We start from the raw sequence: 23,264 nt of genomic DNA on the forward strand, positions 1-23,264 counted from the left end.
AACGCAACAAATTTCGGTTGTACATAAGGATTAACAATTCTCCATATTCAGGCTATATTCCTTGAGGGTGTTAACAACTCGTCAGGGGATGCTTGCTCGTGCCGAATATTGCAGATATTTTCGTCAGCTTTGCTCATGTCGATGATCAGCCGGTTGCCAATCAGCAACAGGGTTGGATTACGCATTTCACCAACGATTTGCGCGGCGAGTTAAACCGGCGCATGGGGCGCAAGGACAATTACCATTTCTGGAAGGATTTCCGCTTGCAGGGTAATGATGCGGTCACGCCGGAAATAGAGCAGCAGGTGACGCAAGCAAATACGTTGGTGATTCTGTTTTCCACCGGCTGGCTGGCTTCGCCTTGGTGTCAGAAAGAGCTGGAGTTGTTTTTGCAAAGCCACCCGGATGTCAAAGGGCGCATTTTCGTGGTCGAGTTGGAACGTTTCAGGCAGGAAGACAAGCCGTCAGTCATGCAGGATTTGCTCAATTACCCGTTTTGGCGCGTGACAGACAAAGACCGGGTGAGGCAATTGGGCTACCCCGTGCCGCAAGCTACGGATAGTGTTTATTACGAACGGCTGGTGGATTTGTCACACGATCTTGCCAATACACTGAAAACCCTGCAAACCAGCACCGCCCAGCCCCCCGAACCACCCAAAGCCACGGTGTATGTTGCGCCAGTGGATTACCCCTTGTATAGCCAACGTTCCAACCTGATCAGCGAGTTGAAGCAGTTTGGGATTGCAACCTTGCCTGCTGCCAATACACCCGACCCACATATCGACGCGAATCTGGCGCAATGTTCGCATTTTGTGCAATTGCTTGATGCACACTACACGATGGGCATTCCCTGTAACCAGCATTTTACCGCCGAGGTGGCGAAAAAGCCGATCCTGCAATGGCGCGACCCCAAACTCGATTACGCGGGCGGGCATGTGCCGGAGGAACAGCGCAAGTTGCTGGAAGGTAAAACCGTGATTGCTGCACCGTTGGCAGATTTCATCCGCATGGTGCGCGAAGCGGTGTTGCCTAAACCCAAGCCGCCCGATGAGGAAACACCCAGAGTGAGCGGGGAACAAATGGTGTTTGTCCACGCCAGTCAGGATGACTTTGAACGGGCAAGGGAGGTGGCGAAAAACTTGCAGAAACGCGGTTACGGCATTGCTTTGCCACGCTATCAGGGTGAGCCGGAGCGTATCCGCAAAAGCATTGAACGTGGCTACCAGTGCTGTGATGTATTGCTGTTGGTGTACCACAAAGCGCCCGCCGAACTGGTGGAAGATTACTTGTCGGAAGCCAAGGTACAGACCTTGCAGCGTGATACCAAGCCGCCGATCCTGCTGTGTCAGGGGGACGATGCGGAGGAGTTGTATTTCATCCCGCCCGGTGTGAAACCGTTGGTGTGTCAGGGTGATTTCGACCAACACTGCCTTGAGCAGTTTCTGGCGGAGGTGGAAGCATGAGCCGCCCTAAACTCCAGCCATACCCCGGTTTGCGGGCGTTTGAACGTTACGAATCGCGCATTTTCTTTGGGCGGCAGCAACAGGTCGATGATTTGCTGGCTCGGCTTAAGCAGCACCATTTCCTTGCGGTGCTGGGCGCATCCGGCAGCGGTAAATCCTCGCTGGTGAAAGCGGGTTTGTTGCCGGGGCTGGAAAAAGGCTACATGGGCGAAGTCGGTTCGCGCTGGGCGATTGCCGAGATGTGCCCCGGTGATCAGCCGTTTGTGCGGCTGGCGGAAGGGTTGCTGGCGGATAAGGTATTTGTGGCGGCGCAGGGGAGTTCCCCCCATCCTAACCTTCCCCCGCAAGGGGGAAAGGAACAAGAGGTGATCCCTTCTTCGCTCCCTGCCCCCCTTGCGGGGGAAGGGTTGGGGAAGGGGGGAAAGGCTGCGCCAGCAGCCTTAGCAGCAGAGTTACGCCGTGGCTCGCGCAGCTTGCACGAAATCCTCACCCACGCGCCGCTACCCGCTGGCACGCGCCTGTTGCTGCTGGTTGACCAGTTTGAGGAAATGTTCCGTTTTCGGGAGCAGGAGGAAAATCAGGCGGCGGCTTTCGTCGCGCTGTTGTTGGAGGCTTGCACCCACCCGGATGTGTACGTGGTTATCACCATGCGTTCCGACTTTTTGGGGGCGGCGGCGGAATTCCACGGCTTGCCGGAGGCGATCAACGCCGGGCTGTACCTCACGCCGCGTTTGTCGCGGGAACAGTTGCGCGATGCGATTAGCTTGCCTGCGCAATTGTTTGGTGGGTCGGTGGAAGATGCGCTGGCAAATCACCTGTTGAATGAGGCGGGTAATGACCCTGACCAGTTGCCGCTGTTGCAGCACGCGCTGATGCGGCTGTGGGAAAACGACGCGGATAAAATCCTCACGCTCGACGAATACCGGGGCTTGAGGGGCTTGCGCGGGGCGTTGAATGACCACGCGGAACAGGCTTGGCAGGAGTTGGATGCTGACGGGCAAGCGGTTGCTGAAGCGATGTTTCGCGCCCTCACCGAACGCAGCAAGGATGGGCAGGACATCCGCCGTCCGCTCAAGGTGCAGGCGTTGCTGGATATGACTGGGGTGGAATTGCCGACCCTGACGCGCATTGTCGATACCTTCCGCCAGCCGGGGCGCAATTTCCTGATGCCGCCGCCGCAAGTGGCGTTGACGGCGGATACGGTGCTGGATATTAGCCATGAAAGCCTGATCCGCCAGTGGCAGCGGCTGCAAGACTGGGTGGCGGCGGAAGGCGACAAGGCGGCGCTGTATTTGCGGCTGCTGGAGGGGGCGCAGCGTCATGCGGGTGGGCGTGGCGAATTGTGGCGCGGTACGGATTTGGCGGTGGCGCGGGAGTGGCGGGAGAAGACGCAGCCGAATGGGGCTTGGGCGGGGAGGTATGCGCCTGCGGCAGATTCCTCCGTCTCTCCCCCCCATCCTAACCTTCCCCCGCAAGGGGGGAAGGAACAAGAGATACTTCCTTCTACTGCTGCTGCGTCTTCCTCTTCGCTCCCTGCCCCCCTTGCGGGGGAAGGGCTGGGGATGGGGGGGAATGTTTCGGAGTACCACAATTTCACCTTGGCAATGCAGTTCCTCAGCGAGAGTGAAGCGGAGGAGCAGCGTGTCCGCGAGGCGGAGGAGGCGCGGCGCAAGGCGGAATTGACGCAGGCACGGCGGCGGTTTGGCTTGGCGTTGGTGGGTTTGCTGATTGCAGCGGGCTTGGCGGTGTGGGGGGCGATTGAGCGTAACCGTGCCGAGCAACAGACCGTGCAGGTGCGCAAGACTGAGCAGGCGCGTACCGAGAGCCTGTTCGACTCGACCTTGACCCATGCCTCACTGCTGACCAAGGTGGAAGATTTCGCGGCGACTGCCACCAAGCTGGAAAGCACCCGCCCGCTGGATGCGGACATCCCCGCGCCGCGCCGCCATGCCCGCGACCTGCTGGCGGGCTATACCGCCATGATGGGCGGGGCAGCGCAAGCCACCTTGCAGGATGGCGACCAGCCTTTGCCAGCATTGGCTGGCGATGTTGCCATCAGCCCGGACGGGCATTGGCTGGCAGCCTCCGGCGAGCGCGGCACGGTAGCACTGTTTGAACGGGCGAGCGGCGAGCTGGTGCAGAAGCTGGAGGGGCATGATCCAAGCGCAGGCCGTAACGGTACAGTGTGGGATATTGTTTTCCACCCTACCCAACCTTGGCTGTTTTCCGGCGGTGACGATGGGCAGATTATCCGCTGGGCATTGCCGCAGGCGGGGCAAGCCGCCAAGGTGTTGCAGCAGTGGCAGGTTGAGGCAGGTAGTGTGGGTGCACTGGCGTTGACCCCGGATGGCAAGGTGCTGGCGAGTGGGCATGATGATGGCAAGATTCGCTTGTGGGAGGTGAAAGAAACCCCTCCCAGCCTCCCCTTGTCAGGGGAGGGGCAAGACGGTTCTCCCCCTGATAAGGGGGAGTTAGAGGGGGTTTCTTCGCAGGGGAAAGGCACTTCGCCGAAGTTGTTGCGGGTGTTGGAAGGGCATAGCCAGAGGATTGCTGATGGACGTGGTTTGGCTTTTAGCCCGGACGGGGAGCGGCTTGCCAGTGCGTCTTATGACAATAGTGTGCGTTTGTGGGATTGGGAAAGCGGGAAAGAAACCCATCAGCTACAAGGACGCAGAGGTGTTGCATTCAGTCAGGATGGAAAAAAACTGGCAAGTTCAAACTACGACAACACCATTTTATTGTGGAATGCCGAAACAGGAGAGCAAATCGGTAATCCGCTCAAAGGGCATCAGAACATGGTATTTGGCTTGCAATTCCTGCCTGACGGGCTGCTGGCTTCTGCCAGTCGCGACAACACCATCCGCCTGTGGGATGTGGCAACCGGCATTACCCGGCGCATCCTGCAAGGGCATACGGCAACAGTGGGCGGTTTGGCATTGTGGCAGGAGCAAGCAAGCGTGCTGCTGTACAGTGTCAGCAATGATGGCACGGTGAAACGCTGGGGTGGGGAGTTGCCGGGGCAATGGTTGGTTGATCTACCCAATGAACCAACGCCTAGTGCGATTTCCCCTGATGGCAAAACGGTGGTCGTTGGGTTCAATGATGGCAGCTTGCGGGTTTATGCTTTGCCTAATCAGGAGGGGAAAGTAGCGTTATTATCTGAAATGACGGAAGCACATAAAGCTCGGTTGATTCGTTTGGCTTTTAACCATGATGGCTCTCGCCTAGCTTCCAGTGATTTGGATGGTGTCGTCAAAGTCTGGTCAGTCCATGAGGATGACGGTTTTTCCCTGCAACTGGAAAAGACCTTGAGTGAGCATAAGCGTGCTGTCCATGCCGTCGCTTTCTCCCCCGACGATTCCCAACTCGCCACTGCCAGCTATGACGGGCGCATCGGCTTGTTTGATCTGGTGGGTGAGGGGAAGCCGCAGTTGTTGGACGCACACCCATCGGGAAGTTCTGATGGCGTTGCCTCAGTCAGTTTCGATCCTACAGGACAATATTTACTGAGTGCCGGATTCAAAGATTTTGCCATTAAACTTTGGGATTTAGATGCTCAACCACCTACTCCCCAAACGCTTGCAATTGGGGCAGATAGATTGATGTGGGCAAGCCTCAGCCCGGATGGTAAGCAACTCGCCAGTATGGGGCGCGAAGCCACCGTCAGCGTCTACCCCACCAGCGGCACTGACACACCCCTGCGCCTGAACGGGCATGAACAGACGGTGTTGAAAGCCATTTTCAGCCCGGATAGCCGCCAACTGGCAACGGTAAGCACTGACATGACCGTGCGGCTGTGGGATTTGGACACGCAAAGCGAACTGTTCCGTTTGCGTTTGCCGGATGATTGGAATCCCGCACGGGGGCGTGGGTCAGGTGTCTGGGACTTCGACTTCCGTTGTTCGCCGACGGGTTGCTGGATTGCCGTGCCGCTCACGTCGGGGAAGCAGGCGTTGTATAACTTGGGGAAGGTGGGGTATTAAGTCTTGTCCCCCGTTCTCATCCTCTGTAACATTTCAGTATGACCTGTCATACGCGGAGTATGCCCCCATGAGAATCAATGCACGGCTGGAGGACAGCTACGAAGCCAAGTTTATGCTCGTCCAGCAACAGGAACACAAAAACCGTACTGACATCCTCAAAGAGGCACTTGACCAGTACTTCGCCCACAAACTCCAGCAACAAGAACAGAGCGCGTGGGAGAAAAACCAGCGGATATTGAAAATGCTGGCAGGTATCGGCAATGGCCCGGAAGACGGTTCGGTCAATTACAAAAAATACGTACAAGAGTATCTGAATGAAAAATTCCCTGCTCGCTGATACGGGGTTTTGGGTGGCGTTGATCAATCCCCAAGACCAGTTTCACGCTGTTGCTGTGCGCTATTTGGCAAACTGCCGCCATGATCTGGTGACAACATGGCCTGTCATTACGGAAACCTGTTACATGCTGCTGAGCCGTCGGGGGATGCCTGCGGTAGAACAGTTTTTGAAAATTGGCAGTAGCGGTGACTTCAGCATTTTTCCTTTGACTAGCCAACATTTAGCAAGGTCAGCCGAGTTAATGGTCAAATATGCCGACCTGCCAATGGATTTAGCGGATGCTTCCATGGTGTTGTTGGCTGAATCATTAGGGCATGGGCGTATACTCTCGACTGACCAGCGTGATTTCAATACTTACCGCTGGAAGAATCACCAGCCGTTTGAAAACCTGCTACTGCCATAAAGCAAAAATAAGAGACACCCATGAACTACGAAGGCATCGAAACCCTCCCCTTGCAGGAATACACCGAAAAGGCGTACCTCGACTACTCGATGTACGTCATCCTCGACCGCGCCCTGCCACACCTCGGCGACGGCTTGAAGCCCGTGCAACGCCGCATCGTCTACGCCATGTCGGAACTCGGTCTGAACGCCGCTTCCAAACACAAAAAATCCGCCCGCACCGTCGGTGACGTACTCGGCAAATTCCACCCGCACGGCGACTCGGCCTGCTACGAAGCGATGGTGTTGATGGCGCAGCCGTTTTCCTACCGCTACACCTTGGTGGATGGGCAAGGCAACTGGGGTTCGCAAGACGACCCGAAATCCTTCGCCGCCATGCGTTACACCGAATCGCGCCTGACTGCCTATGCCAAAGTACTGTTGCAGGAATTGGGGCAGGGTACGGTCAACTGGCAACCCAACTTCGATGGCACGCTGGAAGAGCCGGTAGTGTTGCCCGCCCGCCTGCCGAATGTGCTGCTGAATGGCGCAACTGGCATCGCGGTGGGGATGGCAACCGACACTCCCCCCCACAACCTGCGCGAAGTGGTGACGGCTTGCATCCACCTGCTCGATCACCCGGACGCGAGCGTGGCGGAATTGTGCCAGTTTATCCCCGCCCCTGATTTCCCCACTGAAGCGGAAATAATCACCCCGGCAACTGATTTCATCAGCCTCTACGAAAAAGGCAATGGCACCTTCAAGATGCGAGCGCGTTATGAAGTGGAAGACGGTGATGTTGTAATCACCGCCTTGCCGTATCAGGTATCGGGCAGCAAGGTGCTGGAACAGATTGCCGCGCAGATGCAAGCCAAAAAATTGCCGCTGGTGGAAGACCTGCGTGATGAATCCGACCACGAACAGCCGGTGCGCCTAGTGATTGTGCCGCGTTCCAACCGCGTCGATGTTGAGATGCTGATGTCGCACCTGTTCGCCAGTACCGATTTGGAACGCAGTTACCGCGTCAACATGAACATGATCGGCCTCAACGGTCGCCCGCAGGTCAAGGACTTGCGCCACATCCTCTCCGAATGGCTGACCTTCCGCCGCCAGACTGTTACCCGCCGCCTGCAATGGCGACTGGACAAAGTGGAAAAACGCCTGCACCTGTTGGCAGGTTTGCTGGTAGCTTTCCTTAATCTGGATGAGGTGATCCACATCATTCGTACCGAAGACGAGCCGAAAGCGGTACTGATGCAGCGTTTCGACCTGACTGAGATTCAGGCTGATTACATCCTCGACACCAAGCTGCGTCAACTCGCGCGGCTGGAGGAAATGAAAATTAGGGGTGAGCAGGACGAGCTTCAGCAAGAACGCGAGGAATTGTTGTCATTGCTGGGTTCTGACACCAGGCTGACAGCGCTGATTCGTCAGGAGTTGCAGGAAGACGCTAGGCTCTACGGTGATAAACGCCGTTCCCCGCTCAGGGAACGTGCCGCTGCGCAAGTGTTGGATGAAACCGCGCTAACGCCTTCCGAGCCAGTCACGGTAGTGGTGTCGAAAATGGGCTGGATTCGTGCTGCCAAAGGTCACGAGATTGACCCGATCACCCTCAGTTACAAGCAGGGTGACGGTTTCCTCACCGCCGCACGCGGGCGTTCCAGCCAGTTGGTGGTATTGATGGATAACAGCGGGCGCACCTATGCCCTCCCTGCCAACGGCCTGCCTTCCGCACGCGGGCAAGGTGAACCGCTTACCGGGAAATTGTCGCCACCTGCCGGAGCGCAATTCCAGTACGCGCTAATGGGCAAAGACACTGACCAGTATTTGCTGGCATCGGTGGAAGGTTACGGTTTCCTCTGTTCCCTTGCCGACATGCAAAGTCGCAACAAGTCCGGCAAGGTGACACTGACCGCAGGCGATGGTGTGGCTATCCTGCCGCCTTTGCTGGTGAGTCATGTGGAAACTGATACGCTGGTCTTGGTGTCATCTTCCGGTTTCCTGCTGGTGATCAGTTTGCAGGACTTGCCAGTGTTGTCTAAAGGCAAGGGTAACAAGCTGATCAGCCTGAAAAAGGACGATCTGGGCATTGCCGGGGAAACCTTACAATTTGCTGCCATTCTGCCTGCCGGGGCGAGTATCACCATTCACTCTGGCAAAAAATTCAAGACCATCAAGGGCAGTGAACTGGATGAATACCGTGGCGAACGCGCCAAACGTGGCAAGTTGTTGCCAAAAGGTTTCCAGAATGTCAGCGGTCTGGAAATAGGCGGCAATCAGTAGGGAATACTTGCATACCTGTACACCTAACCTAATATTCACGGCATAAACAAGAAACCCGGAGGTTAACGGAACATGATGCGGATTATTCTGTTGGCATTGACCAACTTTGCGGTGATGGCAGTGTTGTTTATCACCATGACAATTATCGGCAAGCTGTTTGGCATCGACATGAGCGCTGGCAGCATGGGCGGTATCCTGATGATGGCGGTGGTGTTTGGTTTTGGCGGCGCTTTCATCAGCCTGTTCATGTCCAAATGGATGGCCAAGCGCAGCATGGGGGTGCAAATCATTGACAACCCACAAACTGCACAAGAGCGCTGGCTGGTTGAAACCGTGCGCCGTCAGGCCGAAAAATCCGGGATTGGGATGCCGGAAGTAGGTATTTTCTATTCCCCCGACCCGAATGCGTTTGCCACAGGTGCAAATCGTAACAATGCACTGGTAGCCGTCAGCCAGGGTTTGTTGGATCACATGACAGCGGATGAAGTCGAAGCAGTACTGGGGCATGAAATTGGTCACATTGCCAACGGTGACATGGTAACTCAAACCCTGCTGCAAGGCGTGCTGAACACCTTCGTGATCATTTTCGCCCGCCTGATCGGTTTGGCGGTGGACAACTTCTTCCGCAGCAGTGATGAAGAAAGCAGTGGCCCAGGTTGGGGCTATTTCATCGGCTCGATCATTGCCGAAATCTTCCTTGGCTTTGTGGCAACCGCGATTGTGATGTGGTTCTCCCGTCACCGTGAATTCAAGGCGGACATCGCAGGTGCTGATTTGGCAGGGCGTCAGAAAATGATCAACGCGCTGAAACGCCTGCAAAGCGCCCATGCGGTACACGACCTGCCGGGTGAAATGGCAGCGTTCGGTATTGCTGGTGGTTTGGGTGATGGTTTGCGTAAAGTCTTCATGACCCACCCGCCACTGGAAGACCGCATCGCTGCGCTGGAAAACATGCGCTAATTGTCGAGAACTCTTATAATCCCCGGTTTTCCGAATCGGGGATTTTTTTGTGTACAAGCTTCTGCGTGACGCGCTCTTCCTGTTTCCTGCGGAAACGTCCCACCATCTAGCCCTAAACTCTCTCAAACTGGCAGGTTTACTCGGCGCACTGGGCAAGTCACAGGCATTGCCCGGTAAAACCGTGCGGGTAATGGGCATCGACTTTCCCAATCCGGTCGGTTTGGCAGCCGGTCTGGACAAGAACGGTGAATATATTGATGCGCTGGCAGCACTGGGTTTCGGTTTCATCGAAATTGGCACGGTCACGCCGCGCCCGCAACCCGGCAACCCTAAGCCACGCCTGTTCCGCCTGCCGGAAGCACAAGGCATCATCAACCGCATGGGCTTCAACAACCAAGGCATTGATTACCTGCTGGAGAATGTGCGCAAGGCCAGTTACCAAGGCATTATCGGCATCAATATCGGCAAGAATTTCGATACGGCGGTGGAGAATGCCGCAGATGATTACCTGATCGGTCTTCGCAAGGCTTATTCGCACGCCCATTACATCACCGTCAATATTTCCTCACCCAATACCCCCGGTTTGCGCAAGCTGCAATACGGTGATGACCTGAAACGTTTGCTGGAAATCTTGCGTGAAGAACAGGGCAAACTGGTTCAGCAGCATGGGCGTTACGTGCCAGTAGCTATCAAGGTTGCACCGGATTTGACCGAGGCGGAAATCCGTGACATGGCGGGGGTATTTTCCACCGTGCAGATTGATGCGCTGATTGCCACTAATACCACGCTGGACAAGTCAGCGGTGCAGGGTTTGCTCCATGCCGATGAACAGGGCGGTTTGAGTGGCAAGCCATTGACGCAGCGGGCAACCGAGGTGATTCGGCAGTTTCGGGCAGACATGGATAGCCAGATTCCGATTATTGGGGTCGGGGGGATTCTCTCAGGGCAGGATGCGCAAGCCAAGCTGGATGCAGGAGCGAGTCTGGTACAGGTTTACAGCGGGTTTATTTACCGTGGACCAGAACTGGTGCGTGAGTGTGTGGAGGCAACAAAAAAGGCCGGTTAATACCGACCTTTTTCCTCAAACAATCAGCGTGAGCTGATTATTGAGCAGCAGCAGGTGCTTGCGCTGGGGCAGCAGCGGCTGGAGCAGCTTCAGCAGCAGGTGCTTGTGCTGGAGCAGCAGCGGCCGGGGCAGCTTGTGCAGGAGCTGCTGGTGTAGCGGCTTGGGCAGCAGCGTTGGTTTTTTCCTGGGCAGCAGCCATGGCTTTACGCTGTTCTTCCATTTTCTTGAAGAAGGCTTCAGCTTGGGCGCGTTGCATTTCCATTTGCTTTTGGATTTGCTCGAAGCTAGGCGCTTGTTGCATGGAGTAGCCGTAGCCAGGAGCCATCATCATCGGGTAGCCGTAGCCAGGCATTCCCATCGGAGCCTGTTGCATCATGGCAGGTGCTTGCGCTTGGCCTTGAGCAGCAGGAGCCTGTGCAGTTGGTGCTTGCATCATTGGCGCTTGTTGCATCATGTTAGGCATACCGTAACCACCCCATGGGTTGCCGCCCCAAGGATTGCCACCGGAAGTGGTGCTGTTGCTGTAGCCATACAGGTTGTTGTAGGCATTGCCGTAGCCATAGCCACTACCTTGCAGGTTGCTGGCTGCGTCGCCACGGCCTTGACCATAGACATCAGAATCCATGTCGGATTTGCCTTTGCCTTTGAAAGTGATGGTGAAATCCATTTCGCCGTCAGCGTTGCCTTTACCGCGACCCCAGCCGCTGGTATCGCCAGCGCCAGTGCCGTAGCCTTGACCATAACCGCTGGTGTTGCCTTGACCGGAACCGTAGCCTTGGCCAGTGCCACTGCCGTTGTCGAAACCGTCGAAGAAGTTTGCAGAAGCAACGCCGGAAGCTGCGAGCAGTGCCACCATCAGTGCAATTTTAGTATGTTTCATGAAGTATACCTCTAGCGGAGAAAGTGCGCCCGTCGGCGCGGTTAAGAAGGATAATGCTTTAATATAAGCATATGTTAATATTCTTATTGTCAAAATGCAAGGGTATGAACACTGAATTTCGCTGTTTCATGCATTTTGTTTAATTTAAGTTAGAATACGCCCTTGTTTCATATCTGGACAGGAACATGGGAATTACACCTGAGCAGGCTCTTCAGGCCATGCATGAGGCCGATCTGCTGTTTTCCGCAGCACAGATCACCGAGGCGCTGGATGTATTGGCGCAAGAAATCAGTCAGGCACTCAGCGATAAAAACCCGCTGGTGCTGTGCATTATGAACGGCGGGGTCATCATGAGTGGTCATCTGTTGACCCGGCTGGATTTTCCGCTGGAACAGGATTATCTGCACGCGACCCGTTACCGTGGTGCAACCAGTGGTAGCCGTACCATTAGCTGGTTGCACAAGCCGGAAACACCCTTGGCAGGGCGGCATGTGCTGTTGGTGGATGACATTCTGGATGAAGGTTATACCTTGCGCGAGATTCGCCACTGGTGTGAAGAGCAGGGTGCGGCCTCCGTGCATGTGGCAGTACTGGCTGACAAACAACATGAGCGGCGGGTGGAAGGCATTGCCTGTGATTTCACAGCCTTGCCATTGCCTGACCGCTATGTGTTCGGCTTTGGCATGGATTACAAGGAATACTGGCGCAATGCCAACGGTATCTACGCTGTGCGTGGTTTATAAAAAAGGAAAAGGAACATGACAATCGAATTTGCCGTGATCGGTGGAACCGGCCTGACCCAAATTGAAGGTCTGGAAGTAATTCACCGCGAAGTAGTACACACACCTTATGGCGAGCCTTCTGGCCCGATCACGCATGGCATGATTGAAGGCAAGCGCATTGCCTTTCTGGCGCGGCATGGTTACACACACAATATTCCACCGCACAAGATCAACTACCGTGCGAATCTGTGGGCGTTGAACAGTCTGGGTATAAAAAAAGTGGTGGCAGTGGCGGCGGTCGGTGGTATTACCTCGGAAATGGAGCCAACCCGCCTGGTCATTCCTGACCAGCTCGTCGATTATACCTACGGGCGTGCACATACCTACTTTGAAGAAGGTCTGACCCACGTCACCCATATTGATTTTTCCTGGCCTTATTGTGCCGATATGCGTAATGCCTTACTGGCAGCAGCAAAGTGTGCAGGGCTGGATGTAGTGCCGCATGGAACCTATGCCGTTACTCAGGGGCCACGTCTGGAAACCGCCGCAGAAATCGCCCGGCTGGAACGTGATGGTTGTGACATTGTAGGCATGACTGCCATGCCGGAAGCCTCGCTGGCGCGTGAGCTTGACCTTTGCTACGCCAGTTGTTCGGTGGTTGCCAACTGGGCAGCAGGCAAGAGTGATGAAGAAATCACGATGGATGACATCCAGCAGAACCTGCTGGTTGGCATGGCTAATGCCCGCGCTTTGCTGCGCGGATTGCTCTGCTAAAGCCGGATGGTGAATCCCCAGCCTCCCGTGCATTTGCTTGTGGAGGTTTCCAGCCGTTTAAGGGCATTTCTGCTGGTAAGCCATTTGTTGGCGGCGCTGGTAGTGATGTTCATGCCTGCCATGCCGTGGTGGGGTCAGTTGTTGTTACTGGTGGCGGTTGCGCTGTCAGTGGGCTATTTCTGGCGCTTGCATGTGTGGCGGACTGACCCCCGTTCGGTGCTGGATGCGCGTTTTTATGCCAGCGACAACTGGTTGTTGCGCACGCCTGTCGGGAGTGTGTTTGCGGTGCTGGACGACAGCAGTTTCCTGCATCCGTGGTTGTGTGTGCTGAACTTGCGTACCCGTCATGGTCGCGTGCACACCCTGATCCTGTTCCCGGATAGTGTACCTGCTGACAGCTTGCGGCAATTAAGGGTAAGGGTCAGGTTTGACCAAGGCGAGCCGGAAAAAAATAACCCTTCCCGGCGCAATGGGAAGGGTTAACCAAGGGCTCTCATGTATTTTTATGATGGACTAAGGGGTGCTTTCCCAGGGCTTATTTGTCACCGTCTTTCTTGCCATTGTCCTTGGTATCTTCTTTGACGGAAGTGTCAGCCGGGGCTTCTGCGGCAGGGGCAGTGTTGGCAGCAGGGGTTTCTACGGCTGGGGTGTCCGCAGCAGGGGCTGACGTTTCGGCTTTGTCGTCTTTGCTGTCATCTGCCTGTGGAGCCTGCTGTTGTGGCTGCTGCTCAACTTTGGGGGCTTCAGGAGCAGGAGCCGGGGCAGGTGCAGGAGCTGGTTCCGGGGTGGGTGCGGGCGCAGCACCAGCCAGAACAGCACCAGAACTTGCCAGCATGGCAGCAGACATCAGGGCGAGAATGAACTTTTTCATGGGGTTCTCCTTAACGGGTTTATTGTATGACGATGGTAAAATGCCGGACGCTTTCCTTTGCCAGGCATTAAGCTGTGAGCAGTTTCCCGTCATCCTGATTGGGTTGCTGAACACAAACTTAACAACTAAAACGACTGGTTACAGATTCGGTTGACAGGAATTCAAAAAATTTTTGATGATTTGCCCATGCAGACACTTAACGCCCAAACTGTCCCACTGACAGGCAGTAACCTGATCGAAGCCAGTGCCGGAACTGGCAAGACCTGGACGATTTCCTGGTTGTACCTGCGGCTGGTAGCAAGCCATGGTCTGGCAGTCAGCCAGATTCTGGTCGTAACTTATACCGAAGCTGCGACCGCCGAGTTGCGCGACCGTATCCGCAAACGGCTGGCGGATGCGCTGGCGTTTCTGGAAGGGCGTGCCCACGAGGAAGATTACGCTGCCTTGTTGCAGGAAACGGCCTTGGCTGATGCCATCCAGCGTTTGCAGTTGGCGCTGGTGAGTTTCGATGAAGCCGCCATTTTCACCATCCACGGTTTTTGCAAACGGGTACTGGCGGAGAATGCGTTTGAAGCCCATTTGCCGTTTGAAAGTGAGCTGGTAGCCAATGAAGATGACCTGTTGACCGAGTTGAGCGACCAGTTCTGGTATCAGCATTTTCTGTCGCCTGATGCCTTGCACTTGAGTCTGCTGAAACAGGAGGGGTTGACCCCTGACAAACTGCTGGCGAGTGTGCGCCATTTCATCGGCAAGCCGTATTTACAGGAAAGCATTCCACTGGTGACAGCAGAGGTGTTTCAGGCAAGCCAGGTTGCATTCCTTGCCCAGCTTCAGGCGTGCGCCAGTGTGTGGGACAGTGAGCAAGCCAGCATCATGACGCTGTTGCAGCAAGCCATCAGCAACAAGGTGCTAAACGGGCAGGCATACAAGGCGGACAAACTGGCTGGCTGGCTTGAGGTGCTGGAAAACCTGTTCAGCACGCAGGTGATGCCGAAAGACAGTTTGGGGATTCTGGAAAAGTTTACCCACCGTTTGCTGGCAGCCAAGACCAACAAGGGCAAGCCAACGCCCGACCACGCCTTTTTCAGGGCGATGGATGACTTGCTGCAAGTTTATGCGTGCGTGGCAGAATTGTTGCCCCAGGCGCTGGAAAGCCTGCGCTTGCAATTACTGCATCATTTGCGGCGGGAATTGCCCCGGCGCAAGCAGCAACTCGGCATACTGACTTTTGATGATCTGTTGCTGCATTTGCGTCATGCGCTGGCGGAACACGATGGGCTGGCGTTGCGTCTGGCAGAACAATACCGTGCCGCCCTGATTGACGAGTTTCAGGATACTGACCCGATCCAGTACGAAATTTTCGGGCGGATTTATCAGGCTGGCCCGGAACAACGGGTGTTTTATGTGGGCGACCCCAAACAGGCCATTTACGGTTTCCGCGGGGCGGATATTTATACCTACCTGCAAGCTGCCAATGCCGTACAGCACCGCTACACGCTGGGACACAATTTCCGTTCACATGATGACGTATTGCAGGGGCTGAACCAGTTGTTCGGGCAATCGGCTGATCCGTTCCGCAGTGCTATCCAGTACGAAGCAGTCAGGGCAGGGCGGGAGCAGGATGCGCTGCTGGTAGAGGGTATGACTCCCATTCGCTTGTGGGATTGGGATGTGCTGGGGGAAGGCTGCAATGCCACCCAAGTGCAGGATGCGGTAGCAGAAGCAACGGCTAATGACATCGCCCGCTTGCTGACTGCTGCGCAGGCGGGGGAGGCTTGCATTGGTTCCCGCTCAATCCGCAGCAACGATATTGCCGTACTGGTACGCACCAACCAGCAAGGCCAGCGTATCAAGCAGGCATTGCTGGAACGTGGCATTGCGAGTGTGCAGAAATCCACCGATAACGTGTTTGCCAGCCGTGAAGCCAGCGAATTGCGAGCCGTATTGCGAGCCATCGCCGAGCCGGGTAATGAAACTGCGCTGAAACAGGCACTGGTGACGGAACTGTTTGCTTGCGATGCGGCTCATCTGTCTGCGCTGGATGAACAGCCGGACATGCTGGAAACAGAACTGGAAACTTTCCACGCCTGGCACAAGCTGTGGCATTCGCAGGGTTTCATGCCGATGTTCCGGCAAATGCTGTTGCAACGCGACTTGTATGCACACTTGCTGGTACTGGCAGATGGGGAACGCCGCCTGACCAACCTGTTGCACCTTGCCGAACTAGTACATACCGAAGGCCGTTTGCAGGGGCACGGGATGCACGCCCTGATCCGCTGGTTGCAGCAAAAAGCCGAAGCTGCCCTCAAGGATGAAACCCACCAGTTACGCCTGGAAAGTGATGAAAACCTGGTGCAGATCGTCACTATCCACAAAAGCAAGGGGTTGGAATACGGTATCGTGTATTGCCCTTACCTGTGGCTGGAACGTGATCCCAAAAGCCCGCCTGCCTGGTTTAGCTGGTTTGACCCGGCGAGTGGTGCATCCTGTTTGCAGGCACAGATGCTGGCACTGGATGAGGAAAAACGGGCGGCAGCCGCAGCGGAAAAAGCTGAAGCCCTGCGCCTGTTGTATGTGGCTGTTACCCGCGCCAAATACCATTGTACGATTGTGCTGGTCAGCGGGCGTATTAACACGTTCGATTATTATTCAGCCCTGGGCTGGCTGTTGTTCGGAGATTTGCCCAACGCCCAAGAGCTGCTGGGCAAGTTGCGCAAGGATGGAATGCCGCCGGAAGAACGCCAGCAGCTTATGCACCAGCGTTTGCAGGCTATTGTAGAGAATTCTGCCGGACGTATCAGTCACACGCCATTACCGGATACGATGGTTTGTACCCGTTACCAGCCATCTGTCGAACGTCTGGACATGCAGTTCCGCCATTTTGACCACCGTTTGCCCCCCGTGCCGCGTGTTGGCAGTTTCAGTGGGCTGGTGGCTGGCAGGCATGATGAACAGCCCGATTATGACACGCTGGTTTGGCAAACGCCGGTAGCACATGAACTGGCACGTACTGCCTTTCCACGTGGAGCACTGGCGGGTAGTTGCCTGCACAAGATGCTGGAAGAACTGGATTTCCGGCAGGCAGTGGGCGAGCAACGGGACGGTGTGTTGCTGCCTGCCTTGCAGCGGCATGGGCTGGCAGAACGCTGGCTGGGGGCAGCAGAACATTTGCTGGATAATGCCTTGCACACGCCGTTGCTGGCTGCTTCCAACCTGACGCTGGCAATGTTGGGTAAAGAGCAGCGTCTGGATGAACTGGAGTTTTATTTCCCGGTGGCAAAGCTGCGGCTCAAGGCGTTGCAGGCAGTCTTGCATCAGCACTTGCCTGTGACATGGGAAGACATCCATGCTGCCATCGACAAGTTGAAATTCAGCCAGTTGACGGGTTATATGAAAGGTTTTATCGACCTGGTGTTTGAAGCTGTTGGACAGTATTACATTGTTGACTACAAGTCCAACGAGCTGGGGGCAGAAGCTACAGACTACACTCAGGCAGCGATACAGCAGGCCATCGCGGAGCACCATTATTACCTGCAATACCTGATCTATTGTCTGGCATTACATCGTTACCTGCGTTCACGACTGCCGGATTATGCCTGGGATACGCATGTCGGCGGGGTTCTGTACCTGTTTTTGCGGGGAATGCAGCCTGCCAGCCCGACCTCTGGGGTTTTCCTGCATAAACCACCGTTGGCTCTGGTGGAAGCGCTTGATCGCCTGATGTGGGATTAACTGATAGATAGGTTTGACAGCTTGTTCAGTACATGACTGACCGCTACCAGGGCAAAGCTGGCGGTCACGGTCGTGATGGAACCGATTCCCCCCGCACAACTGAGGTCACAGGCAGGGCCACTTTCCGGCAGGATCATGGCTTCCTCCGACCACACTGCCGGGATGTCAAAGCGCCGTTTCGGGTTCTGGCTGAAGCCATAGTTCTGGCGCAACTCCTTGCGTACCCGCGCCAATAGCCGGTCTTGCAGGGTACGACTCAAGTCAGAAAGGCGGATTTTGGTCGGGTCTTTTTGCCCACCTGCACCACCCAGCATGATCAGGCGGACTTTGTTGCGGCGGCAATGTGCGGCGAGGGCTGCCTTGACACGGAAATTGTCGATGCAATCCAGCACGTAATCAAATTCGGGGCGGATCAGGTCGGCAAGGTTATCTTGTTCAACGAAATCTTCAATGGTGTGGATTTGGCAGGTAGGGTTGATGTCGAGGCAACGCTCTTTCAGTACCTCGACCTTGGCACGCCCGATCGTGCTGCCGAGAGCGGGAAGCTGGCGGTTGATATTGGATTCTGCCACATTGTCGAGGTCGATCAGGGTCAGTGTGCCGATACCACTGCGAGCCAGCGCTTCCACCGCCCAGGAACCGACACCACCAACACCAATGACACAAACATGGGAGGCGGTGAAGCGGGCAAACGCCGCCTCACCATAGATGCGAACAACTCCCCCAAACCGGCGAACTAGGTCAATCTCTACTCCCCTCTCCCCTTGAGGGAGAGGGGCAGGGGGTGAGGGGTTCTTCACGCCGCGTAAGGGTCACGCAGGATGATGGTCTGGTCGCGGTCAGGCCCGGTGGAAATAATGTCAATCGGCGTTTCCACCACTTCTTCCAGACGCTTCAGGTAAGCCTTGGCATTGGCTGGCAATGCGTCGTAGCTGGTTGCGCCGAAAGTGGATTCCGTCCAGCCCGGCATGTCTTCATAAACCGGCTCGCAACGCTCAAATGCATCGGTATCCACTGGCGGTACGTCGATAATCTTGCCATCCAGTTGGTAGGCAGTGCAGATGCGCACGGTTTCCAGCCCGTCGAGCACGTCCAGCTTGGTAATGCACAGGCCGCTGATGGAGTTGATGTGCATGGCACGACGCAGCGAAACCGCATCGTACCAGCCGCAACGGCGCGGACGCCCGGTGGTGGAACCAAATTCGTTGCCCTGTTTGGCGATGTACGCACCCACGTCATCAAACAACTCGGTCGGGAACGGGCCGGAACCGACACGGGTGGTGTAGGCTTTGGTAATGCCGAGGATGTAATCGAGGTTGCGCGGGCCAATGCCGGAGCCGGTGCAAGCGCCGCCAGCGGTGGTGCTGGAAGAAGTCACATACGGGTAAGTGCCGTGGTCGATGTCCAGCAGCGTGCCTTGTGCACCTTCCAGCATCACATCTTTGCCTGCCTTGCGCAGTTCTGACAAACGGTGCGGGATGTCGGTAATCATCGGTTTGATGATTTCTGCCATGCGCATCGCTTCTGCCAGCACCGCATCCGGGTCAACCGGGTCACACTTGAAGTAGTTCACCAGTGCGAAGTTGTGGTATTCCATGATGCTGCGCAGCTTGGTTTCAAACTGTTCCGGGTTGAGCAGGTCGCCCACCCGCAGGCCACGGCGGGAAATCTTGTCTTCGTAAGCGGGGCCAATGCCACGCCCGGTGGTGCCAATGGCTTTTTTGCCACGGGCTTTTTCCCGTGCCGCATCCAAAGCCACGTGGTAAGGCAGGATCAACTGGCAAGCCTCGGAAATTTTCAGGCGTTTACGCGCTGGCACACCCCGCGCTTCCAGCATTTCGACTTCTTTCAACAAAGCATCAGGAGCGAGTACCACGCCGTTGCCGATCATGCACTCCACGCCTTCGCGTAAAATGCCGGAAGGCACCAGGTGCAGCACGGTTTTTTCACCGTTGATGACCAATGTATGACCAGCGTTATGCCCGCCCTGGAAACGCACCACGGCGGAAGCGTTTTCGGTCAGCAGGTCAACGATCTTGCCTTTGCCTTCATCACCCCACTGCGTGCCCAATACAACGACGAATTTTCCCATGTCAGTCTCGCTCAATGCTCAATGTGTAAGTCAAATGTCAAACAGCAACCACAGTCCACTGACCGTTGTGCTGTGCAATCTGTTGGTTGCAACCCAAGGCTACTGGCGTATCGGTTTGCCCATCCAGTGCGCGGATCACCGTGTTACCCTGGCTGCGCAGTTCACGGATCAGGGCATCCAGACTGGTATTCTGATCGGCAGGCGCAAAGATGCTAGCTTGCCTGCTGGGTTGGCCTTGTTGCAGGGCGAATGTTGCCAGTGTGCGCAAGTCGGTGCTGAAACCGGTGGCAGGGCGTTTGCGTCCAAAGGCTTCGCCGATGCCATCATAGCGCCCGCCACGGGCAATTTCCCTACCCATACCGGGAGTGTAAATGCCGTACACGATGCCGGTGTGGTAGTCATAGCCGCTCAGTTCCGCCAGATCAACATGAATGTTGCAGGCTGGGAAGCTGGCGCGGATGCGTGCCACCAAAGTTTGCAGGTGGGTGAGGGCAGCACGGATGTCGGCGTGCGCGTTGGCAAACACCGTAGCAGCCTGTTCCAGCACGTCAGGCGCACCGCTCAGGCGTGGTAACTGGCGCAGGTAATGGTTCATGTCCGCAGGCAGCTTGGCGTTTGCCAGCCAATCATCAATTTCTGGCAAGGATTTGCGCACCAGCATGTCGTAGAACGCACTTTCCTGCTGGGCACTCATGCCAGCTTCGCGGGCGAGGGTGCGGAAAATGCCAACGTGACCGATGTCCAACACCACATTAGGGACATGGCATTGCGCCAGCGTTTCCAGCAGCAGGGAAATCACTTCAAAGTCGCTGTCCTGCCCGGCATGACCAAACAGTTCCGCGCCTACCTGCAAAGGGGAACGTGAACCGTCGCGGTGGAAGCTGCGGGTACGCAATACGCTTCCGATGTAACACAGACGGTTGGGCAGGTCGGTTTTCAGTTTGTGGGCATCAATGCGTGCCACTTGCGGGGTCATGTCGGCACGCAGCCCCATCATGCGCCCACTCAACTGGTCGGTCAGCTTGAAGGTTTGTACATCCAGGTTGCTGCCATGCCCGATGCTGAGGGATTCCATGAATTCCACCATCGGTGGCATCACGAGGCGGTAGCCCCAGGTAGCAAACAGGTCAAGCAGGCGGCGGCGCAATTGCTCCAGCGCTTCCGCCTCATCGGGCAGGGCTTCGCTGATGCCATCGGGGAGCGCCCAGTATTGGTCAATCTTCGGCATGTTTCGGCTAGTCAGTCACAAAGAGCAGTAGGATACCAGCAATTACGCTTACCAGACCAATGGTTCGTAAGGTTTTGTCGGGCAATTCCAGCAATTGTGCATAGGCTTGTTTAAGGCGGGCAGGGCTTAGAAACGGCATCAAGCCCTCCAGTATCAACAGGAGGGCTAGTGCATTGAGCAAGTCGTGCCAGTTCAATTCCACGCTCAGGTATCTGCTACTGTGCGGATGGCTGTTTGAAGTAACGGAAGAATTCGGAGGTTGGCTCCAGTACCATTACGTCGCTGCCTTTGCCCAGTGTATTTTTGTAGGCATTGAGGCTACGGTAGAAAGAATAGAACTCTGCGTCCTGCTGGTAAGCCTGTGCGTAAACTTCAGCAGCTTTGGCGTCACCTTCACCACGAAGTTTTTCAGCCTCCTTGTAGGCTTCTGCTTTGATGATGGTGGCTTCGCGGTCAGCAGTGGCTTCAATCTTGGCTGCCTCTTCCTTGCCGCGTGAACGGAAGTCCTGAGCTACCCGCTGACGGTCGGAGCGCATCCGGTCATACACGGAGTCGCTGACTGTATCCGGGAAGTCAATCCGGCTAACACGGATGTCAACAATTTCAATCCCCAGTTGCTTGGCAACTTCACTGGATTTGCTTTCCAGCCCTTGCATGATATTCCCACGTTCAGCAGATAGGGCTTCCTGGATGGTGCGGCGGCTGAATTCGTTGCGTAAACCGTCTTTCATGAGCTGTTCCAGGCGGTTTTCCGCATCAGCAACGCGCCCGCCACCGGTGGAACGGTAGAAAGCAGACACATCCTGAATACGCCATTTGACAAAGAAATCCACGGTCACGTATTTCTTTTCACCTGTCAGAAACTGTTCTGGTTTGGATGTCAGTGTCTGGATACGCGCTGGAAATTTGCTAACTGTGTTCACAAACGGGATGCGGAAGTGCAAGCCAGGCTGGATGTCAGCATCAACAATTTCACGGAACTTGAACAGGATGGCTCGTTCACGCTGGTCTACTGTGTAGACAGAAGAGTACAGCAACAGGACAATAGCCCCGATGGTGATGGCAAGCAGGTTCTTGATGTCCATTAGCGGCTCTCCCGTGTACTGGCTTCACGTGCAGGGCGTGTAACCGTGCCTTCGGCAGGTGTTTCAGTGGGTGATGCCTGTTGTGTTTTGGCTTGAGGAGCGGTGGTAGCGGCTGCTACTGCCGGAGCCAGATGTTGGGCATCTGTTGGCTGTGTGCCGGTTAACTGATCCAGCGGCAGATACAGCATATTATTACTGCTGTTGGCATCAACCAGGATTTTACGGCTGCCGGACATGACGCTTTCCAGCGTTTCCAGATACATCCTTTCACGGGTTACTTCAGGCGCCTTGCGGAATTCGGCTACCAGTTGAGTAAAGCGGGCTGCATCACCCTCTGCTCTGGCGACCGTTTCCTGGCGGTAGGCTTCCGACTGGGCTTTGACCCTGGCAGCTTCGCCACGGGCTTCAGGCAGTATGCGGTTTGCATAGGTATCGGCTTCGTTTTTGAAACGGTTGGCATCTTCCCGCGCCTTGTTGGCTTCATCGAAAGCTGCCTTGACTTCAGCAGGGGCTTCGGCATACGTCAGGTTGACAGTGATGACCTGCAAGCCGGACTTGTAACCATCCAGTACCTGTTGCATCTGGGTCTGGATGTTGGCAGCAATTTGCTCGCGACCTTCCTTGAGGATGAAGTCCATGTCGTTGCGCCCGATGACTTCACGGGTAGCGCCACGCATGACCTGATATAGCGTACCCTGAGTCTGGTCGTTCAGGGCATCCGGGTTGACGATGTTGAAAGCATAGTCTTCCGGGCTACGTACCTTGTACTGGGCTGAAACGGCAATTTCGACGATATTTTCATCCTTGGTCAGCATGGTACTGCGATCCTGTGCGCTACGGTTTTGCTCAACATCAATGATTTCAACCGTTTCAATCGGATAAGGCAAGCGCCAGTGCAATCCGGCAGTGGTGGTTTGCTGATAAGCACCAAAGCGTAAAACCAGACCTTGCTGACGTGCATCGACAGTATAAAAGCCAGATAGCAGCCAGCCGCCTACCAGCAAGACCAGCAGGAATGCAATGCCTTTGCCGCCGTTGTTATCGGAATTGCCCTGTCGGCCTGAACCACCAAACAGTTTGCCCAGTTTCTGGTTGAGTTTACGGATGAATTCTTCGGGATCATTGTTGCCACCTGATCCAGGTTTTTTTCCCGTCCAAGGGTCTTGTTGATTGCCACCCGGTTCGTTCCAGGGCATAGGTAAGCTCCTCATGATAAATTCAGCACGAAGCATAGCAGATTCATGGGGGCGGTATTCAACACAACCGCGAAAAAAGGGGGAAATAAGTGACAAACGTCATCTGGCGTTTGATTGCAAACCTTTATTTTGTATAAAATTCCCTGCGAGTGTCAGTGGGGATGGCTGATTGGATACGTAACAGAATTTAATGAAAAATTTGAAAAGTTGA

Annotated in this window: 19 protein-coding genes; 11 read left to right on the top strand and 8 right to left on the bottom strand. The window is 55.5% G+C overall.

Annotated elements, in window-relative coordinates; translation table 11 throughout:
- Positions 1 to 98: 98 nt before the first annotated feature.
- From B2U47_RS00650 to B2U47_RS00680, 7 genes are all read left to right on the top strand, one after another.
- Positions 99 to 1,463: a toll/interleukin-1 receptor domain-containing protein gene (locus B2U47_RS00650; RefSeq protein ID WP_296674595.1), complete on the top strand. Its 1,365-nt coding sequence runs from the start codon at positions 99 to 101 to the stop codon at positions 1,461 to 1,463.
- Complete coding sequence (locus B2U47_RS00655) at positions 1,460 to 5,446, top strand: NACHT and WD repeat domain-containing protein (RefSeq protein WP_296674594.1); 3,987 nt, start codon at positions 1,460 to 1,462, stop codon at positions 5,444 to 5,446. Before B2U47_RS00650 ends, B2U47_RS00655 begins: the two co-directional genes overlap by 4 nt.
- A 67-nt stretch (positions 5,447 to 5,513) precedes the next feature.
- Positions 5,514 to 5,783: a hypothetical protein gene (locus B2U47_RS00660; RefSeq protein ID WP_296674592.1), complete on the top strand. Its 270-nt coding sequence runs from the start codon at positions 5,514 to 5,516 to the stop codon at positions 5,781 to 5,783.
- A complete protein-coding gene (locus tag B2U47_RS00665) occupies positions 5,761 to 6,186 on the top strand; it encodes a type II toxin-antitoxin system VapC family toxin (protein WP_296674590.1) in 426 nt (141 codons plus the stop codon). Before B2U47_RS00660 ends, B2U47_RS00665 begins: the two co-directional genes overlap by 23 nt.
- 20 nt (positions 6,187 to 6,206) lie before the next feature.
- Positions 6,207 to 8,447, top strand: coding sequence for a DNA topoisomerase IV subunit A (parC, locus tag B2U47_RS00670; RefSeq protein ID WP_296674588.1), 2,241 nt, complete (start codon positions 6,207 to 6,209; stop codon positions 8,445 to 8,447).
- Positions 8,448 to 8,519: 72 nt separating this feature from the next.
- On the top strand, positions 8,520 to 9,407 hold the full coding sequence (htpX, locus tag B2U47_RS00675) for a protease HtpX (protein ID WP_296674587.1): 888 nt from the start codon (positions 8,520 to 8,522) through the stop codon (positions 9,405 to 9,407).
- A 49-nt stretch (positions 9,408 to 9,456) separates the two neighbouring features.
- A complete protein-coding gene (locus B2U47_RS00680; RefSeq protein ID WP_296674585.1) occupies positions 9,457 to 10,473 on the top strand; it encodes a quinone-dependent dihydroorotate dehydrogenase in 1,017 nt (338 codons plus the stop codon).
- Between the two features lie 37 nt (positions 10,474 to 10,510).
- On the opposite strand, the gene B2U47_RS00685 is transcribed toward B2U47_RS00680, so the two are convergent.
- Positions 10,511 to 11,353 (bottom strand): hypothetical protein, encoded by an 843-nt coding sequence (locus B2U47_RS00685; protein WP_296674583.1) that lies wholly within the window; start codon positions 11,351 to 11,353, stop codon positions 10,511 to 10,513.
- Between the two features lie 185 nt (positions 11,354 to 11,538).
- On the opposite strand from B2U47_RS00685, the gene B2U47_RS00690 reads away from it, so the two are divergent.
- Genes B2U47_RS00690 through B2U47_RS00700 form a run of 3 tightly spaced genes read left to right on the top strand, consistent with a single transcriptional unit; the run spans position 11,539 to position 13,332 of the window.
- Positions 11,539 to 12,096, top strand: coding sequence for a hypoxanthine-guanine phosphoribosyltransferase (locus tag B2U47_RS00690; protein ID WP_296674582.1), 558 nt, complete (start codon positions 11,539 to 11,541; stop codon positions 12,094 to 12,096).
- A 15-nt stretch (positions 12,097 to 12,111) separates the two neighbouring features.
- The gene (locus tag B2U47_RS00695) at positions 12,112 to 12,849 is read left to right on the top strand and encodes an S-methyl-5'-thioinosine phosphorylase (RefSeq protein WP_296674580.1); all 738 of its coding nucleotides are present in this window, start codon (positions 12,112 to 12,114) and stop codon (positions 12,847 to 12,849) included.
- Positions 12,850 to 12,888: 39 nt separating this feature from the next.
- Positions 12,889 to 13,332, top strand: coding sequence for a protein YgfX (locus B2U47_RS00700; RefSeq protein ID WP_296683031.1), 444 nt, complete (start codon positions 12,889 to 12,891; stop codon positions 13,330 to 13,332).
- Between the two features lie 52 nt (positions 13,333 to 13,384).
- On the opposite strand, the gene B2U47_RS00705 is transcribed toward B2U47_RS00700, so the two are convergent.
- Positions 13,385 to 13,720 carry a hypothetical protein gene (locus B2U47_RS00705; protein ID WP_296674577.1) on the bottom strand — a complete coding sequence of 112 codons (336 nt, stop codon included), beginning with the start codon at positions 13,718 to 13,720 and terminating at the stop codon, positions 13,385 to 13,387.
- Between the two features lie 186 nt (positions 13,721 to 13,906).
- Between B2U47_RS00705 and recB the strand changes: the two genes are divergently transcribed.
- Positions 13,907 to 17,452 carry an exodeoxyribonuclease V subunit beta gene (recB, locus tag B2U47_RS00710; RefSeq protein ID WP_296674575.1) on the top strand — a complete coding sequence of 1,182 codons (3,546 nt, stop codon included), beginning with the start codon at positions 13,907 to 13,909 and terminating at the stop codon, positions 17,450 to 17,452.
- On the opposite strand, the gene B2U47_RS00715 is transcribed toward recB, so the two are convergent.
- Genes B2U47_RS00715 through hflK form a run of 6 tightly spaced genes read right to left on the bottom strand, consistent with a single transcriptional unit; the run spans position 17,449 to position 23,053 of the window.
- On the bottom strand, positions 17,449 to 18,198 hold the full coding sequence (locus B2U47_RS00715) for a tRNA threonylcarbamoyladenosine dehydratase (RefSeq protein WP_349675727.1): 750 nt from the start codon (positions 18,196 to 18,198) through the stop codon (positions 17,449 to 17,451). The genes recB and B2U47_RS00715 overlap by 4 nt on opposite strands.
- 50 nt (positions 18,199 to 18,248) lie before the next feature.
- Positions 18,249 to 19,544, bottom strand: coding sequence for an adenylosuccinate synthase (locus B2U47_RS00720; RefSeq protein ID WP_296674572.1), 1,296 nt, complete (start codon positions 19,542 to 19,544; stop codon positions 18,249 to 18,251).
- A gap of 37 nt (positions 19,545 to 19,581) precedes the next feature.
- On the bottom strand, positions 19,582 to 20,772 hold the full coding sequence (locus B2U47_RS00725) for an ATP phosphoribosyltransferase regulatory subunit (protein WP_296674570.1): 1,191 nt from the start codon (positions 20,770 to 20,772) through the stop codon (positions 19,582 to 19,584).
- A 7-nt stretch (positions 20,773 to 20,779) separates the two neighbouring features.
- A complete protein-coding gene (locus B2U47_RS00730; RefSeq protein WP_296674569.1) occupies positions 20,780 to 20,974 on the bottom strand; it encodes a DUF2065 domain-containing protein in 195 nt (64 codons plus the stop codon).
- A gap of 13 nt (positions 20,975 to 20,987) precedes the next feature.
- Positions 20,988 to 21,857 carry a protease modulator HflC gene (gene hflC / locus B2U47_RS00735; protein WP_296674567.1) on the bottom strand — a complete coding sequence of 290 codons (870 nt, stop codon included), beginning with the start codon at positions 21,855 to 21,857 and terminating at the stop codon, positions 20,988 to 20,990.
- A complete protein-coding gene (gene hflK, locus B2U47_RS00740; protein WP_296674566.1) occupies positions 21,857 to 23,053 on the bottom strand; it encodes an FtsH protease activity modulator HflK in 1,197 nt (398 codons plus the stop codon). The genes hflC and hflK overlap by 1 nt, the downstream gene beginning before the upstream one ends.
- Between the last annotated feature and the right edge of the window lie 211 nt (positions 23,054 to 23,264).

It is taken from the genome of Thiothrix sp. UBA5583, assembly GCA_002425225.1.
Lineage (GTDB): Bacteria > Pseudomonadota > Gammaproteobacteria > Thiotrichales > Thiotrichaceae > Thiothrix > Thiothrix moscowensis.